General features: G+C 74.1%; 15 protein-coding genes. 11 read left to right on the top strand and 4 right to left on the bottom strand.

Going from position 1 to position 15,671, the window contains the following annotated elements; all coding sequences use genetic code 11:
* Positions 1-80: 80 nt before the first annotated feature.
* The gene (locus Cch01nite_RS18710; RefSeq protein WP_203758015.1) at positions 81-446 is read right to left on the bottom strand and encodes a VOC family protein; all 366 of its coding nucleotides are present in this window, start codon (positions 444-446) and stop codon (positions 81-83) included.
* Positions 447-629: 183 nt separating this feature from the next.
* Here Cch01nite_RS18710 and Cch01nite_RS18705 point away from each other — a divergent pair, with 183 nt between their 5' ends.
* Both Cch01nite_RS18705 and Cch01nite_RS18700 read left to right on the top strand, forming a co-directional pair.
* Positions 630-818: a hypothetical protein gene (locus Cch01nite_RS18705; protein ID WP_203758014.1), complete on the top strand. Its 189-nt coding sequence runs from the start codon at positions 630-632 to the stop codon at positions 816-818.
* Positions 800-3,715, top strand: coding sequence for a helix-turn-helix transcriptional regulator (locus Cch01nite_RS18700; protein WP_239071031.1), 2,916 nt, complete (start codon positions 800-802; stop codon positions 3,713-3,715). Before Cch01nite_RS18705 ends, Cch01nite_RS18700 begins: the two co-directional genes overlap by 19 nt.
* 159 nt (positions 3,716-3,874) lie before the next feature.
* On the opposite strand, the gene Cch01nite_RS18695 is transcribed toward Cch01nite_RS18700, so the two are convergent.
* Complete coding sequence (locus Cch01nite_RS18695) at positions 3,875-5,152, bottom strand: ATP-binding protein (RefSeq protein WP_203758013.1); 1,278 nt, start codon at positions 5,150-5,152, stop codon at positions 3,875-3,877.
* Positions 5,153-5,385: 233 nt separating this feature from the next.
* On the opposite strand from Cch01nite_RS18695, the gene ligD reads away from it, so the two are divergent.
* Together ligD and Cch01nite_RS18685 are read left to right on the top strand one after the other, a co-directional pair.
* Positions 5,386-6,456: a non-homologous end-joining DNA ligase gene (gene ligD / locus Cch01nite_RS18690; protein ID WP_203758012.1), complete on the top strand. Its 1,071-nt coding sequence runs from the start codon at positions 5,386-5,388 to the stop codon at positions 6,454-6,456.
* Positions 6,440-7,930 carry an MFS transporter gene (locus Cch01nite_RS18685; protein ID WP_203758011.1) on the top strand — a complete coding sequence of 497 codons (1,491 nt, stop codon included), beginning with the start codon at positions 6,440-6,442 and terminating at the stop codon, positions 7,928-7,930. The genes ligD and Cch01nite_RS18685 overlap by 17 nt, the downstream gene beginning before the upstream one ends.
* A 9-nt stretch (positions 7,931-7,939) precedes the next feature.
* Here the strand turns inward: Cch01nite_RS18685 and Cch01nite_RS18680 are convergent, their stop codons facing one another.
* Complete coding sequence (locus Cch01nite_RS18680; protein WP_203758010.1) at positions 7,940-8,941, bottom strand: M15 family metallopeptidase; 1,002 nt, start codon at positions 8,939-8,941, stop codon at positions 7,940-7,942.
* 235 nt (positions 8,942-9,176) lie between these two features.
* Between Cch01nite_RS18680 and Cch01nite_RS18675 the strand changes: the two genes are divergently transcribed.
* The 4 genes from Cch01nite_RS18675 to Cch01nite_RS18660 all read left to right on the top strand — a co-directional run bounded on the left by Cch01nite_RS18675 (position 9,177) and on the right by Cch01nite_RS18660 (position 13,134).
* On the top strand, positions 9,177-10,166 hold the full coding sequence (locus Cch01nite_RS18675; RefSeq protein ID WP_203758009.1) for a DUF3806 domain-containing protein: 990 nt from the start codon (positions 9,177-9,179) through the stop codon (positions 10,164-10,166).
* A gap of 71 nt (positions 10,167-10,237) precedes the next feature.
* On the top strand, positions 10,238-10,948 hold the full coding sequence (locus tag Cch01nite_RS18670) for a DUF5701 family protein (protein WP_239071030.1): 711 nt from the start codon (positions 10,238-10,240) through the stop codon (positions 10,946-10,948).
* 69 nt (positions 10,949-11,017) lie between these two features.
* Positions 11,018-12,658 carry a hypothetical protein gene (locus tag Cch01nite_RS18665; protein ID WP_203758008.1) on the top strand — a complete coding sequence of 547 codons (1,641 nt, stop codon included), beginning with the start codon at positions 11,018-11,020 and terminating at the stop codon, positions 12,656-12,658.
* A gap of 47 nt (positions 12,659-12,705) precedes the next feature.
* Entirely contained in the window at positions 12,706-13,134 is a 429-nt protein-coding gene (locus tag Cch01nite_RS18660) for a YdeI/OmpD-associated family protein (protein WP_203758007.1), read from the top strand.
* A gap of 7 nt (positions 13,135-13,141) precedes the next feature.
* On the opposite strand, the gene Cch01nite_RS18655 is transcribed toward Cch01nite_RS18660, so the two are convergent.
* Positions 13,142-13,429: a hypothetical protein gene (locus Cch01nite_RS18655; protein ID WP_203758006.1), complete on the bottom strand. Its 288-nt coding sequence runs from the start codon at positions 13,427-13,429 to the stop codon at positions 13,142-13,144.
* An 87-nt stretch (positions 13,430-13,516) separates the two neighbouring features.
* Between Cch01nite_RS18655 and Cch01nite_RS18650 the strand changes: the two genes are divergently transcribed.
* The 3 genes from Cch01nite_RS18650 (at position 13,517) to Cch01nite_RS18640 (ending at position 15,552) form a co-directional block, all read left to right on the top strand.
* On the top strand, positions 13,517-14,683 hold the full coding sequence (locus tag Cch01nite_RS18650) for a hypothetical protein (RefSeq protein WP_203758005.1): 1,167 nt from the start codon (positions 13,517-13,519) through the stop codon (positions 14,681-14,683).
* Positions 14,684-14,943: 260 nt separating this feature from the next.
* A complete protein-coding gene (locus tag Cch01nite_RS18645; protein WP_203758004.1) occupies positions 14,944-15,339 on the top strand; it encodes a hypothetical protein in 396 nt (131 codons plus the stop codon).
* Between the two features lie 33 nt (positions 15,340-15,372).
* Positions 15,373-15,552 (top strand): hypothetical protein, encoded by a 180-nt coding sequence (locus Cch01nite_RS18640; RefSeq protein ID WP_203758003.1) that lies wholly within the window; start codon positions 15,373-15,375, stop codon positions 15,550-15,552.
* Positions 15,553-15,671: the final 119 nt, after the last annotated feature.

Here is a 15,671-nt window from a genome sequence, read left to right as displayed (position 1 = left end):
ATGCGGGAGCATCCAATCACGAGCCTCGTGACTCGAAGCAACGATTTGTGTGACGGGCAGGTGAACGATCCCGCCGGTGATCAGCGCGTCTGCGCGACCAGCCCCACGAGGTTCCCCTCGGAGTCCCGCACGAACGCCTGCCACTCGTCGGTGCCCGCCGGCCCCAACGTGTCGTCCTCGTGGCTGAAGATCACGTGCGGCTCCGACTCGATCTCGACGCCCTGACCGCGCAGCCGTTCGACGGTCGCCGCGACGTCGTCGACCCGCAGGTAGAGCAGCGACGACGGAGCGTTCGCGTCGAGCAGGAGCCGCACGCCGTCGAGGTCGAAGAACAGCAGGCCGGGCGGGTCGAACCGTGCCGTGGGCGGCGTCCCGAGCAGGTCCGCGTAGAAGGCGGACGCGCGGTCGAGATCCGTCGCGCGCTGCGCGACCTGCACGAGACCCATGCCGCCCATCGTGCACCCCTGACCTGCGGCGGTACACCCCCGGACCGTCGTCTGAGGTACCTCAGACGGACCTCAGACCGAAGGACGCCGCACAACCCGTCGGTCGACCGATCCGCGGGCCCCCACCTCACGAGCAGATTCATCGTCGACGGAAGAACGCCCGACGCACTCGAGGAGCACACCATGACCGAGATCTGGGGACCCGCGCTCGACGCACAGGTCGCGTTCCACCGCGAGGAGCTCGCACGCGCCGCCGGTCGCCGCCCGAAGCGGGCACGCCGCCCGCGGGCCGACCACCCTCGACGGGCGTCGAGGGGCGCCACGCGTGGGTGGCTGCTGCGAGGATCGGGGGCATGGCACGCGGCCCGATGAGCACCCCGTTCGTGGCCCGCGCGGACCAGGTGGCCGACCTGATGGACGGCCTGGACCGCGCGGGCCGAGGCGTGCCCGGGCTCGTCCTGCTCGCGGCGGACGCGGGGGTCGGCAAGACGCGGCTCGTCCGGCACGTCGCCGACCTCGCGACGGCCACGGGCGCGCGGGTCGTCGTCGCGCACTGCGTCGACCTCGGTGAGATCGGCCTTCCGTACCTGCCGTTCGCGGAGGCGCTCGCGCAGCTCCGTGAGGTCGACGCCGAGGCCGTCGGTGCGGTCGTCGTGGAGCGTCCCGCGCTCGCCCGGCTGCTGCCCGGCAGCGCGCCCGACGAGGAGAGCGGCGACGACCGGGCGGGCCGGCTGCAGCTGTTCGACGGGATCGCCGAGGTGCTCGGCGCTGTCGGTCGCCCGGGCCACCCGCTGCTGCTCGTGCTGGAGGACCTGCACTGGGCCGACGCGTCGAGCCGCGACGTGCTGCGGTTCCTGGTCGCCCGCCTGCGCGACCAGCACGTGCTGGTCGTGGCGACCTACCGCACGGACGACCTGCACCGCCGGCACCCGTGGCGGCCCGTCGCCGCCGAGCTGGCCCGGCACCCGCGCGTGACGCGGATGGACCTGCCCCCGTTCACGCCCGACGAGCTGCGCGACTTCACCACGGCCGTGACGGGCGGCCCGGTGCCGGAGAGCACGCTGCACCGCGTGCAGGACCGGTCCGAGGGCAACGCGTACTTCGCGGAGGAGCTCCTCGAGGCAGGCGACGGCAGCGACGCGCTGCCGTGGTCGCTCGCGGACGTGCTCCGCAGCCGGCTCGAGGTGCTCGAACCGGCCGTGCAACGGCTCGTCGGGGTCGCGTCCGTGGCCGGTCGGCGGGTCTCGGAGCCGCTGCTGCGCGCCGCGGTCGCGGCCGTCGGCGACCCGCTGCTCGGCACCCCCGGAGACGTCGACGCCGCGTTGCGCGAGGCCGTCGCGCACCACGTGCTCGGCGGCGAGGACGGCCGGATCGCGTTCCGGCACGCGCTGCTCGCGGAAGCCGTCTACACGGACCTGCTCCCCGGGGAGCAGTCGAGCCTGCACCGCGCCTACCTGTCGGCGCTGGCCGCCGACCCGTCGCTCGGCCCGTCGTCCCAGCTCGCCTTCCACGCCGTGCGGGTCCCCGACATCCCGACGGCGCTGCGGGCGTCGCGCGACGCCGCGACGCAGGCGCAGCAGGTGCTCGCACCCGTCGAGGAGCTGCGGCACCTGGAGGTCGTGCTGCGGCTGTGGGAGGGGGCCGGTGACGCCGAGGCGCTGCTCGGGGAGTCGCACGTCGACGTGATCTCGGCCGCCGCCGAGGCCGCGAGCCTGGCCGGGCAGCCGGAGCGCGCGGTCCAGCTGTCGCGTGCCGCGATGCACGCCGCACCCGACGGCAGCGAGCAGCAGGCCGCGCTGCGGACGTGCCTCGCGCGGTACCTGCTCGGGCTCGACGACGTGCGCAACGCGCTCGTGCAGGCCGAGCGCGCGCTCGCCGACCTGCCCGCAGCCCCGTCGCCGAACCGGGCGTGGGCGCTCGCGACGTACGCCCGCGCGGCCCTCAACGCGGACCGGGACGACGAGGCCGGGCAGGCCGCCACCGAGGCCGCCGAGATGGCCAAGGCCGTCGGTGCCGCGGACGCCGAGTCCGACGCCCTCACCTCGCTCGCGGTGCTCGTCGTGCACGACGCCGACCGGGCCGCCCAGCTCCTCGGGGACGCGTTGCGCCGGGCCCGGGCCGCGGGCGACGTGGCGACCGAGCTGCGCAGCACGTTCAACCTGGCGAGCCACCACTACTACGCGGGCGAGCTCGCCGAGTCGATCCGGATCCTCGACGACGGGGCCGTCCGCGCCCGCGAGACGGGTACGGCGTGGAGCCCGTACGGGGTGCAGCTCGTCGTCTTCGGGCACCTGTTCCGCTACGCGTCCGGGGACCTGACCCCCGTGCCGACCCGCGGGGTCGTGCCGGACGAGATGGTCGCGGCGCTGCAGGCCACGGCCCTGTACTCGGCGGTCGCGCGCGGCGACGAGGACGCCGTCGAGAAGGGCCGGGCGCTCGAACGCGCCTGGGGGCTCGACGGGTACGTCGCCCTCGTCAGCGGCGGGACGACCGTCGACGCGCTCACCTGGCGGGGCGAGCTCGACGAGGCCGTCGCCCTCGTGGAGCGCGTCATCGACTTCCTCAGCAACGCCTGGACCGACGACTTCCTCGGCGGCATCTGGCTGTGCGCGCTGGGCCTCGCCGCGCTCGCCGACGCTGCGGCGCAGGAGCGGCTCGTCGGCAAGGACGTCACCCCTCGGCTGGAGGCCGGCGAGCGGCTCTTCGCGCGGGCGGTCCGCACCGCGGACATCGGCCGGCCGCGCGGCGGCGTGCTCGGCCCGGAGGGGCGCGGGTGGCTGGCCCGTGCGCACGCCGAGCACGCGCGGCTCGTCGGCACGAACGACCCCGAGCTGTGGCGGGCGGCCCTCGACGAGTTCTCCTACGGCTACCGCTACGAGCAGGCCCGCACCCGGTGGCGGCTCGCGGAGTCCCTGCTGGAGCAGGGCTCACGGGACCTCGCGCGCGACGAGGTGGCCGCGGCGCTCGCCGAGGCCGAGTCCCTCGGGGCGGAACCGCTGGCCACCGCGCTCCGGGGGCTCGCCCGCCGCGGGCGGCTCGACCTGCCCGGCGTCCGGGCGGCCGGGACCGACGTGCTCACCGCACGGGAGGCCGAGGTGCTCGCCCTCGTCGCGCACGGGCTGTCCAACCGGCAGATCGGCGAGAAGCTCTTCATCTCCGGCAAGACGGTGTCCGTGCACATCTCGAACCTGCTCGCCAAGCTCGGGGTGTCCGGGCGGGCGGAGGCGGTGTCGGTCGCGCACCAGCGCGGGCTGATCGGCACGGACTGAGCGGGACGAGCCTTCTCGTCCACCCGCCGTGCAGGCGTCTAGGTGACGGCGGCCCGGCCGAAGGCGATCACCGCACCGGCGACCCATCGCAGGGGCGCCGCGTCGCCGGGCCACGCCCACATGAACCTCGCCGCGTCGGCTTCGATCGTCGGTCCGTCGTCACGGTCCGAGGAGCGCCGCCGGCACGACGGCGATGCCGTCCGATCGACGATAGGCGTGCTCACCCGTCGTCACGACCACCGAGTCGACGACGTCGGCACCGAGCACCCCTTTGAGCCACCGCAGGTGACGGATGTCGGCGTCCGTCACCTGTGCGCTCAGCTTGACCTCGACGGCCACGACGCTGCCGTCGGGCCGACGAAGGATGAGGTCGATCTCGTGATCGCCGTTGCGGGTCCGCAGGTGGTGGACGGTCGCTCCCGACGCCTCCGCGTACACCCGCATGCTCAGGGTGACCAGGTGCTCGAAGAGTGCGCCGAGGAGTGTTCCCCGGTGCAGGCCACCGGGATGACGCTCGCCGGTCGCCCCGCGAAGCAGCGCGGCCGCATCGACCCCGAGCAGACGCGCCGCGAGGGCCGGGTCCGCGAGCTGGTGCTTCGGTGCTTGACCGAGCCTCGCGAGGTCGTTCGTCGTCGGAAGCCAAGCCTCGACCTCGTCGAGCAGCCACAGGCTCTGGAGCGTGTCCCGGTACGCGATCGTCGTCGTCTTGGCGGGCTTGGCGGACTCGCCCGGTGTGGCGGCGTCGAGGATCGCGTTGTAGCTGGCCGTGGAACTGGTCGCAGCGGCATACGCCGCCAACCACGCCCGGAGCGTCGCAGGCCGTCGGACCGCGTGCCCCTGCTCGGCGAACTCGCGTCGGACGACCGTGTCGAGGTAGGCGTCGAGTCGAACTCCTCGCACGAGCGAGCCCTGACGCCGGATGTCCGGGAAGCCCGACGCGACGATCTCCTCGACGTAGTCCACGAGCCCGACTGCGGTCCTGCCGTCGATGGCCGCACCGCCGACCAGCAGCTCCGCGACGGAGACTGTCGGATCGTCGATCTCTCGCTCGGCGAGGCTGAGCGGACGCAGTCGCAGGCCGACGATGCGCCCCGCCCCCGAGTGGATCGATGCACCGGCGGGAGCGGCACTCCCCGTCAGCAGGTAGCGCCCCGCGATCCCGCGGTCGTCGACGTCGCGTCGGACGATGTCCCACACCTCCGGCATCCGCTGCCATTCGTCGACGAGGACGGGCCCGTCGAGTCGAGTGAGGTTCTGGCGGTCGGCGGCGACGATCTCACGCGTCGACGGGTCGTCGAGGGCGACCACCGAGCGGACGCGCCGTCGCGCCGTCGCGGTCTTCCCGACGCCCTTCGGGCCGTGCAGCTCGATGGCTCCGAGTGCGGGGTGGAGCTCGTCGAGGAGGCTGTCCAGGATCCGAGTCTGGTATGGCTGCACGATGTCTACGCTACCGGTAGCAAGCCCTCTACGCTACCGTTAGCAGGCATTCTACGCTACCGATTGCCGCCCATCTGAACTACCGTTCGCCGAACGCCCGGATGAGCCCGAGTGGCTGGTCCGGTTCACTCGGCGCGCGACGGTTCCGGACGCGCAGCAGACCGATGCACGGCAAAGGCACCGGCCGGCGACCGTGCCGGGCGGCTGTCGGTGGGCTGCCCTACGTTGGCTGCATGTCGCCGTCCGCCACCCCCGCCGTCGAGCTCGAGGTCCGCGGCCGCACCGTCCGCGTGAGCAGCCCCGACAAGGTGTACTTCCCCGAGCGGGGGATCACGAAGCTCGACGTCGTGAACTACTTCGTCTCGGTCGGGGACGGCATCCTCGGTGCGCTCCTCGACAGGCCGACCACGCTCGAACGGTGGCCGAAGGGCGTCTTCGAGGGGGCGAAGCTCGCGACCCGGATGGACTCGACGGGCGACGCGTTCTACCAGAAGCGCGTCCCCCAGGGTGCGCCCGAGTACGTGAAGACGGCGCGCATCGCGTTCCCGAGCGGGCGGACCGCCGACGAGGTGGCGCCCAGCGAGCTCGCCGTCGTCGCGTGGGCCGCGAACCTCGGCACCCTGACGTTCCACCCGTGGCCGGTGCTCGGCGACGACGTCGAGAGCCCCGACCAGATGCGGATCGACCTCGACCCGCAGCCCGGCACCGACTTCTCCGACGCCGCTCGCGTCGCCCCGCACGTCCGCGAACTGCTCGCCGAGCACGGCATGGAGGGCACCCCCAAGACGTCGGGCGGGCGGGGCATCCACATCTTCGTGCCTATCGAGCCGCGCTGGTCGTTCGTCGAGGCCCGCCGGGCCACCATCGCGTTCGGCCGGGAGCTCGAACGGCGGATGCCCGAGCAGGTCACGATGAAGTGGTGGAAGGAGGAGCGCGGGCAGAAGATCTTCGTCGACTACAACCAGATGGCCCGCGACCGCACCATCGCCTCGGCGTACTCGATCCGCACCAACCCCCGCGCCACCGTGTCCGCGCCGCTGCGCTGGGACGAGGTCGGCGACGTGCACCCCGACGACTTCGACGTGCTGACGATGCCCGCCCGGTTCGCGGAGGTCGGTGACCTGTTCGCCCCGCTCGTCGCGCACGCCGCCCCCCGGTACTCGCTGGAGCCGCTGCTCGAGCTGGCCGCCCGGCAGGAGGCCGAGGAGGGGCACGGCGACCTGCCGTACCCGCCGGAGTACCCGAAGATGCCCGGCGAGCCGAAGCGCGTGCAGCCGAGCAAGGACCGTGACCGGCCCCGCTGACGACCGGCCCGACGACCGGCCCGAGAACGCGGCTCCCGACGCGCCCGACGAGGCAGCTCCGGTCCCGCCCGACGACGCCGTCACCTACTCGTCCGCGCGCGGCCGGTGGGTGCTGCTCGCGACCGTGCTCGGCTCGGCGATCGCGTTCATCGACGCGACCGTCGTCACGATCGCCCTGCCGAACATCGCGGAGGACCTCGACGCCGACACCGCCGACCTGCAGTGGACCGTCAACGCGTACGCGCTCACGCTCGCCGCGTTCCTGCTGCTGGGAGGCTCGCTGGGCGACCGGTTCGGGCGGCGGCGGGTGTTCCTCGTCGGCGTCGTCTGGTTCGCGGTCGCCTCGCTCGGGTGCGCGGTCGCGCCGTCGATCGGGCTGCTGATCGCGGCGCGGGCGCTGCAGGGCGTCGGCGGGGCGCTGCTCACGCCGGGGTCGCTGGCCATCATCCAGTCGACGTTCTCGGGCGAGGACCGCGGGCGGGCGATCGGCGCGTGGTCCGGGCTCGGGGGCATCGCCGGGGCGGTCGCGCCGTTCCTCGGCGGCTGGATCGTGCAGTTCACCTCGTGGCGGTGGGTGTTCGGCATCAACCTGCCGCTCGCCGCGCTCGTCGTCGCCGTGACGCTGCGGCACGTGCCCGAGAGCGCCGACCCGGAGGCCGCGAAGAGGCTGGACGTCGCCGGCACCGTGCTCGGTGCGCTCGGCCTCGCCGGCCTGACGTACGGGTTCACGAGGTGGACGTCCGTCGGCACCCCGGACGCGGTCGTCGTCGCCACGCTCGCCGGCGGCGTGCTCGCCCTGGTCGCGTTCGTGATCGTCGAGTCCCGGGCCGTCGCACCCTCGCTGCCGCCCGCGCTGTTCCGGTGGCGGCCGTTCGCGGGCACCAACGCGGCGACGCTGCTGATCTACGCGGCGATCTCCGGCCTGTTCTTCTTCCTCGTCGTCACGCTGCAGGTGGTGTCCGGGTACTCGCCGCTCGCCTCGGGGATCGCCCCGCTCCCCGTGACCGCGCTGATGCTCCTGCTCTCGCCGCGGGCGGGGGCGCTGAGCCACCGGATCGGCCCGAGGCTGCCGATGACCGTCGGCCCGCTGGTCTGCGCGGCCGGCGCGGTGATGCTGTCGACGATCGGCGCCGACGCCCCGTACGTGACCCACGTGCTGCCGGGGGTGCTCGTGTTCGGGCTGGGGCTGTCCGCGACCGTCGCTCCCCTCACCACCACGGCCCTCGCGGCAGCACCGGACCGGCTCGCGGGCGTCGCGAGCGGGGTGAACAACGCCGTCGCCCGGATCGCCGGTCTGCTCGCCATCGCCGTCCTGCCGCTCGTCGCGGGCGTCGGGACGTCGCTGACGGACCCCGGCACGCTCGGGCCGGCGTACCAGGCGGCGCTCCTGGTGTGCGCGGGGCTGCTGGCGGGCGGCGGGGTCGTCTCGTGGCTCACGGTGCCGAGCAGCGCCGACGCGGTCCGGCCGGGCTGAGGTCGCGCGTCAGCCGCGGTACTCGAAGTGCCAGTACTCGGGGTTCGAGCCACCCTGCGTCGCCCACGACGGCACGACCCACCCGTACGACGGGCCGTGGGCCACCAGCCAGTCACGCTGCGGCGTCCCGTACCCGTACTCGCAGGGCAGCTCGGGGACGTCGAGCGCGAGGCCCGTGCCGTGCGACGACGTCCCCGGCACGGCGGCGACGGTGCCGAGCGCGTCCCGCATGGCGACCTGCGTGTCGTAGTCCCGGTAGGTGAGGTCGAGGTCGAGGTGGTGGCCGAAGGCGGCGACGAACGCGGCGTCGAGACGTTCGAGGGCCGCGGCGGCCGCGTTCTTCAGGTAGTACGGCGTGCCGTGCGGGTCGACGTCCCAGGAGATCGCGGTGAGCGCGGACGCGGGGAGCCGGCCGTTGGAGCCGTCGCCTCCGTCGGTCGGGGGCGACGTGTAGAACGGCGGGCCGGTGTACGTCGTCTCGCAGGAGGGCGCGGTCGTCGTCGTCGTCGAGGTGGGCTTCGTGGTCCCGGCGGGCGGCGGCGGCTTCGGCGCGGCGGCCTGCTGCTGGAGCCACGCGTCGTGCGACGCCTGCACGGCGGCCGTGGCGGTGGCGACCCGCAGGACCACCGCCCGCAGGGCCAGCGGCGACGTCCCGGCGGACTCCTGCGCGAAGGCCAGCTCGTCCGCGAGCGCCTGACGGGTGGCCTCGTCGGTCACGGCCCCGTCGGACGCCGCGAGCACCTCGCCGCCCGCGGTGACGGCGGCGGCGAGCGCGGCGGCGGCCGAGCCCTGGGCTCCGAGGGTGTCCGCTCGCACGCCCGTCATGTCGTCGAGCACCTGGGTCGACCGGTCGTCGGCCGACGCGGTCACGGCACCGGCGACACGGTCCTGCGCCGCCGTTCGCGCGTCGGCGGCCTGGTCGGCGCGGTCGGCCCGCAGCCAGGCGCCACCCGTGACGGCACCCCCGACGAGCACGACGACGGCGGCGGTGGCGACGACGCGGTGGACCATCACCTCTCCCGGGGATCTCCGACGACCCGGCGCCGCACCCGCAGGCGCGGCGGTTCGCCCGTCAGGCTAACCGCCACCCGCAGCGGACGGCGTGCCCGCAGGTCAGGCGCGCGCACGTCGTCCGCACCGACCCGCACCGACCCGCGCCGGCCGTCGGGGCAGCGACGCACCGCCATCCGGTGGAACACCGCGGCACCGCCTCAAGCGCGGCGGGCGGCCCGCCGATGCGCTCGGCATGAGCGACGTCCGCCCGACGCTGCCCGCGCCCGGCGCAGGTGCGGCCGGGATGCGCGCACTGACCCCCAACGAGCGCCACCACCTCGACGGTCTGCGCGCGCACGTCCGCTCGTCGGGCGTCGACACGTCGGCCGCCGACGCCGTCGGCACCTTCGTGCACCGCACCCACGCGTCGTGGGTGGCCGCCGGCGGGCCGGTCCCCGAGGGTCTGGTCGCCGCCCTGGGCGTCGCGCTCGGCGACCTGGTGGTGGCCCGTGCGGCCGGCGCCCGGTGGATGATGCGGACCGCCGGGTCCGGCCTGACGCCCGCGGTCGTCTCCCTGTCGGGTGCCGCGGCGGTGCTCCCGCTCGACGACATCCGCGCGCGCTGGGACACCGGGTGCGCGCCCGGGTGGGGGGCCGGGTACGTCGTGGCCGCCGCCGCGCACCTGACCGAGGAGACGGGCACGACGTCCCCGACGGTCCCGACACCCCGGTCGTCGGCCGAGACCGCACCGCTGCCCCCGCCGGCCGTGACGACCTCGCGGCCCGACGTGACGCCGGCGCGGTCCGCGGCACCGAACGCGACCCCGGCCGGCCCGGTGCCGACGCCCGCCGACCTGCCGTACCCGCCGTCCCCGTCCGCGCAGGGCCTGGCGCTGCGGGCGCTCGGCCAGATGCTCGACGCGCTCGCCGCGGACCCGTCGGCCCGCCCGTTCGCCGTCGTGGAGGTCGGTGGTCGCGCCGACCTCGAGGAGTTCGACGACACCCCCGCCGCCCGCGCGTGGGTCCGGGCGTCGGGTGCGTCGTGCGCGGCGGTCGCGTGGGTCGGCGTGCTGCCCGACGACGGCGCCCCGGCTGTCCTCGTCGAGGCGTGCGACGCCCGCAGGCCGAGCCTGCGCGTCGCCCACGAGTACGCGCCCGCCCGCCCTGCGGGTGCAGGAAGGGCCCGTCCGGCCCGCCCGGTCGGCGACCCGATCGTCCTCGGGAACGGCGCTCCGCTGCTCTGAGCGCAGCCGCTCGGAACTCTCGCCCGGCGCCGACCGTTGGACAGGGCCCGTCGCCGACCTCAGGAGAGCCCGTGGGCATCCCCCTCACCCCCGTCGACCCCGACCTGCCGACGGTCGCCTCGCCCGGTTCCCCGGCCGCGACCGCGTTCGACCCGGACGCCACACCGCACGCCGAGCTCGAACGCCAGGTCACCGCGTACGTCGAGCTCGGCTTCCCGGCCCTGCTCGGGCTCGACGAGCCGGGGTTCCGGGCCCGCGTCGCGCCGCTCGCCGACGCCCTCCCCGCGTCGCCGGCCACCCCGGCGGTCCCCGGCGACGGCGCCGCGTTCGTGCTGGTGCTGCCCGGTCTCGACGTCAACGACACCGCCCCCGCGATGCGCCGCGGCGCGCGCCTCGGGGTGTCCGTCATCGACCGTGACGAGGCCCCGACCTACCGCCCGCTGCCCGGTCTCGACCTGCCGGGCGTCCCGTACCTGCTCGTCGACGTCGACAGCGGGTCGGAGCTGTGCAACGTCCGCCCGGAGGACGCGCTGGTGACGATCACGGGTCGCGCCCGCACCCCGCTGACGATCGACGAGGGCGTCGCCGTCACCGCGGTCCGGCCCGACCTGCTGCGCCCGAACAAGTGCTTCTCCCTGCTGGGGTCCCGCACGGGGACGAACCAGCGTGTCCCGGCCGTCTGGATCAGCGAGCGTCGCGCGAAGCTCGGCTGGTGCTGGGACCGCAACCCGCACACGTGGCTGGGCGCCGCGTCCGCCGCCGGCCGGGCCACCGCCGGCTAGCCACCCCTCACCCGCACGGTTGCCCGAACGGGCACGTCGTGTGCCCTGCCGGTCCTCTACCGTCGGGCCGTGGGCACCTTCGACCGTGCCGCCCCCGCGCGCGACGGCCGCCCGAGATCTCGGCCTCCCCTGGCGACGACGGGCGGCGCCGCCGGGCTGGCCCGCCTCCAGCGGCTGGCCGGCAACCGCGCGACGACCGCACTGGTCGTGCAGCGGTACGAGGCGTGGGAGCACCGCAGCCTCGGCGACGCCGGCGGCGGCGCGCAGCGCACCGTGCGCCTGCCCAACGGCGTCGTGCTCACCTACGGGCAGATCGTCGCGCTGTCCGGCGACTTCTACCGGTCACCCGAGGCGCTGCTCAAGGCACCCGCCTCCGAGCTGCAGTCGATCCTCACCGTCATGGACCGTGAGCGCGCCGAGGCGGCACCGCGCTCGGAAGGCGGTGCGACCGTCTACCGGCCGACGTCCGCGCAGGCCAACCAGAACAACGCGGACTACGAGCTGGCCACCACCGGCCACGACCGGGAGGGCTCCCGCCAGGACGTCCTCGGTGGGGACGCGGACACTGCGTCGGGCGCGCACGGCGAGGTCGCCGGTGGGGAGCACGTCGAGAGCGGCGCACCGGACATCCAGGCGGGGTTCATCGACCTCGCCGGTTCCAACGAGGCCCACTTCTCGCCGGACAACATCCGCAAGAACTGGCGACCGAAGCACCGCCTCGCCCTCGACCTGGCCCGGCGTGCGTGGACGCTGCGCAACCCGGCGGCGACCGCCCCGTCGATCGCGGCCGGGACGGCCCCCAGCGTCCGGGAGGGGACCCGGACCGCGGCCGACGCCGCGGCGCGACCGGCCGCCGCCGTCCCCGGCTCGCCCGGCGAGCTCGCCGGACCGCCGTCCCCGGCGCTCGACACGGGCTCGCTCGCCGGCGAGCCCGAACGGCTCGAGGGCCAGGCGTACCTCTCGTCGGCCTTCGCCGACCACTACCTCACCGACGCCTTCGCCTCCGGGCACCTGGTGTCGGGCAACGACGGCCGCGCGCTCTGCGAGACGTACTGGGCCAGCAACCGGGCCGCGATCCTCAACGCCCTCGTGTCGTGCGAGAAGCGCGCCATGGGCCCGCTCGGGCTGACGGCCTCCGGCCTCGTGGTGCCGGGCATCGCCGCCGGGCTGGCGGCGGCGGGGAAGATGCCGAGCCTGCTGCTGAAGACGGTGCACGACTTCTACAACTCCGCCGGCATCCAGGTGCGCAACGCCGTCGGCCACGAGTGGACGACGTACGGCGACGCGAGCCTCGGCGGGCATCCCGAGACGATCGCGGTCGCGCAGGCGGCGTCCACGGCGTCCCGCGACGCGGTGGACGACGTCGTGCGCACGGGCGGCACCTCGCGCGGGGAGGCCGCGCTCGACCTGATCCCCGACGTCGCGCACGTCGACAAGGGTGCCTATGTCGGCATCGACGCGTTCGCGACCGACCCCGCGGTGTGGAACCCGGTCCTCGCGCACTCCCTGTCCCCGGACCCCGCCGTGAACCCGCTGTACATGATGATCGCGGGCAACGTCGGGCCGCAGGTGGGGGTCGGGGCGAAGAAGCTGGGCCGGTGGGCCGGCAAGAAGGCGGGCGAGTACGTGGACGACGTCGTCAACGCGCCCGGCGACGTCGCGCGCTGGCTCGACCGGGGGGTGCGGCAGCTGTACGGGCCCCCGTTCTGAGGTTCGCCCGGTCCCCCGGCGTGACGGGCCGGGCCTAGGCTGCGGCCATGCGCTTCCGGACGACGATCCTGCAGAGCGGCAAGACGGCCACGGGCATCCCGGTGCCCGACGACGTCGTCGCGGCGCTGGGCCGCGGCAAGCGGGTCCCCGTCGTCGTGACGCTCAACGGCCACTCGTACCGGAGCACCGTCGCGCCGTACAACGGGCAGAACCTCATCGGCCTGAGCGCGGAGAACCGGGCCGCGGCGGGCGTCGAGGGCGGCCAGGACGTCGAGGTCGAGCTCGAGGTCGACGACGCGCCCCGGACCGTCGAGGTGCCCGACGACCTCGCCGCCGCGCTCACGGGTCCGGCGCGTGCCGCGTTCGACGCGCTCTCCTACAGCCGCCAGCGGGCGATCGTCGAGCCGATCGAGGCCGCGAAGACCACGGAGACCCGCGAGCGCCGCATCGCCAAGGCGGTCGCGGACCTCGCCTGACGAGCGGTCAGACCTTGTACCAGCGGTTGCCGTAGCGGCGGGTCACCGACCGGCCGCTGATGTCGGCGAGCTCGTCGAGCCTGGCCAGCACCGCCCAGCCGGCGCGCCGGGCCGACTGGTCGTCGTCCGCCTGGAACCGCACGGTCACGCGCGCCTGGCCGCGGACCACGGCCACGTCGAACGCCTCGACGGTCACCCTCGCCCGTGCCGTCTCGACGGCCTCGGGCAGCACGTCGGGGGCCGCGACCCCGGGCTGCAGCAGCCCGACCGCGGCACTGACCCGGTAGGACGGCACCGCGTCAACCTACCTGCGCCCGGGCGGGCCGTCCGGCAGCGCCGTCCTACGATCGGGGGACGAGGTCTCCGCCGGAGGGATCCGACCGTGCGAGCGCACCGCAGCGACACGTCACGAACGACCGGCGACAGCGGTCGTCCGGTCCGTGCGCCGCGCCGCCGGAACGTCGCGGGAACGATCCGACGGCACCCCACCGACCCGGAGGCGGTCCTCGACCTCCAGCGCACCGCCGGCAACAAGGTGACCCGCCGGTTCCTCGCGGCCCACGCGGGGGCGTCCGCCGCACCCGTCGTGCAGCGCGCCCCGTACGGGCTCGAGAAGCAGCCCGTCCAGGACAAGTACGTCGACCAGGCCGTCAAGCTGCGCAAGACGCAGCCTGACATGGCGCTCAAGGAGTTCGTCGACACCCTCATGGCGCCCATCGCCGCGGAGCTCAAGGCGAGCGGGGTCCCGTTCTTCGCGTGGACGTTCGTCACCGGCGACGGCGCGCTCGGGGAGTTCAACTCGAAGACGTGGCTGGTCGAGGTGAACGTGTCGAAGTTCAGCAAGCGCCCCGGCGTGACCCCGACGCTCGTCAAGCACCTCACCGACGACGAGGTCACCGAGGTGGTCGGGACGCTGTACCACGAGTCCCGGCACACCGACCAGGATCTCCTCGTCATCCGGTCGCTCCTCGACCAGAAGAAGTCGCCCGCCCAGATCGTCGCGACCACCACGATCCGCAAGGACGTCGTCGACGCGATCAAGGCCACCAGGTTCACGACCAAGCTCGACCCCGCCCAGGTCGCCCACGCCGGCCGCATGTTCGACGTCATGTACGGCGCCCACCGGGAGTTCCTCACCTTCCTCATGGCGCACGCCGACGCCTACGAGGCCCTCGGGAAGCTCGCCGAGACGGGCTCGACGCTCTCCCCCGCGGCGCCGCACATCCCGACGTTCGCCAGGTGGCAGCCCGCCGTCGTGCAGCCCAAGATCAAGAAGCTCGCGGCGATCAAGAAGCCGACCCAGGTCGAGAAGGACCTCCTGGCGGGGTACCGGGCCGTCGACAAGGGCCTGACGGCCCTCCTCGGCGACTGGAAGACGGCCGCCAAGAAGTCACCGACCCCGGACGAGGTGGACAACGTCCGCGTGTCCGCCGAGGACACCCGCAAGGCTATGCAGGCCGTGTACGAGAACCTCGAGAGCGAGGCCGACGCCTTCCGCGTCGAGGGTCTGGTCAAGACGGCGTTCGGTACCAAGCTCGCGAAGCCGTAGCCGGCAGCCGGCAGCCGGCTCAGCCGAGAAGGCTGCTCGCGCCCGTGCAGCTCGTGCCGGTCAGGGTGACCCACGACGGTCGACGAGTCGACCGGGAAGCGCCGCGCACATCGCGGGTACGCCCAATCGGGTGATTCACGCGCAAAGCGGTTGAAAGCCCCGCGCGGCGCCCGCCGGAAGTCTACGGTCACCAAAGACACGTCGAACTGGAGGAACAGATGAAGCGGGCATTCAGCATTCTTGCTGCGACAGCGTTGTGCGTGAGCCTTTTCTCGATCGACGCCAACGCGGACTCGGCACAGCCGTATCTGGGTTGGACCGAGAAGCTGCAGGGCCCCTGCGGCACCGCGAACACCGTGAAGTACGTCGGCACGGTCTCTTTCAGTGACCCCGCCACCCACAGCGTGACCAGGTACAAGACCGTCACGTCGAACGAGTACGGCAACATCCAGACGATCGAGTACACCCAGAACGGTGTGACGGCGGCGTCGGTGTACTCGGGTTGCGCGCCGGGCGAAGGCCTGATCAAGCGGTACAACCCCACCGCGTACAAGCACCGGGCGATCTACAACAACTACTACTGCGGCGCCGCCTCGTGCCAGTACGCCTATACCGTGTACGGCACGTGGGTCGCCGGTGTGGGTTCGCCCCAGTAACAGCTACGCGATTTCTGGATCCGGAGGGTGAGCATGGACGGTGACTTTGCCCAATCCGATCCGAACGGCGCGCTCATTCGTCTGGCCGGCGGACTGGCCTCGACGACCCGTCGCGGTCGGAAGACCCCCAAGATCGTGGTCATCGGGGTCTGCCTGCTGACGGGCTTCGTGGTGCTGGTCGTCGCCCTGGCGGTGGCCTCGCACTTCCGGTGAGCGGACCCCGGCTGCCCTCCGCCCTCGTGGCAGGGCAGCCGGGGTTTCGCGCGCTCGACGCAGCGTCAGGGCCGCGGGCGGCTGTCTCCGGCGGCACGAAGCCCGCGAAGACGGACCGG

The organism is Cellulomonas chitinilytica (assembly GCF_016862675.1).
In the GTDB taxonomy this organism is placed as follows: Bacteria; Actinomycetota; Actinomycetes; order Actinomycetales; family Cellulomonadaceae; genus Cellulomonas; species Cellulomonas chitinilytica.
The sequence above is the reverse complement of the archived record's forward strand: the minus strand, read 5'-3'. Positions and strand labels throughout refer to the sequence as shown.

Bases quoted from the DNA above. Each gene is read 5' to 3' on its own strand.
- Cch01nite_RS18710 (WP_203758015.1), bottom strand. From the start codon at position 446: ATGGGTCTCGTGCAGGTCGCGCAGCGCGCGACGGATCTCGACCGCGCG.
- Cch01nite_RS18705 (WP_203758014.1), top strand. From the start codon at position 630: ATGACCGAGATCTGGGGACCCGCGCTCGACGCACAGGTCGCGTTCCAC.
- Cch01nite_RS18700 (WP_239071031.1), top strand. From the start codon at position 800: ATGGCACGCGGCCCGATGAGCACCCCGTTCGTGGCCCGCGCGGACCAG.
- ligD (WP_203758012.1), top strand. From the start codon at position 5,386: ATGTCGCCGTCCGCCACCCCCGCCGTCGAGCTCGAGGTCCGCGGCCGC.
- Cch01nite_RS18680 (WP_203758010.1), bottom strand. From the start codon at position 8,941: ATGGTCCACCGCGTCGTCGCCACCGCCGCCGTCGTCGTGCTCGTCGGG.
- Cch01nite_RS18675 (WP_203758009.1), top strand. From the start codon at position 9,177: ATGAGCGACGTCCGCCCGACGCTGCCCGCGCCCGGCGCAGGTGCGGCC.
- Cch01nite_RS18660 (WP_203758007.1), top strand. From the start codon at position 12,706: ATGCGCTTCCGGACGACGATCCTGCAGAGCGGCAAGACGGCCACGGGC.
- Cch01nite_RS18640 (WP_203758003.1), top strand. From the start codon at position 15,373: ATGGACGGTGACTTTGCCCAATCCGATCCGAACGGCGCGCTCATTCGT.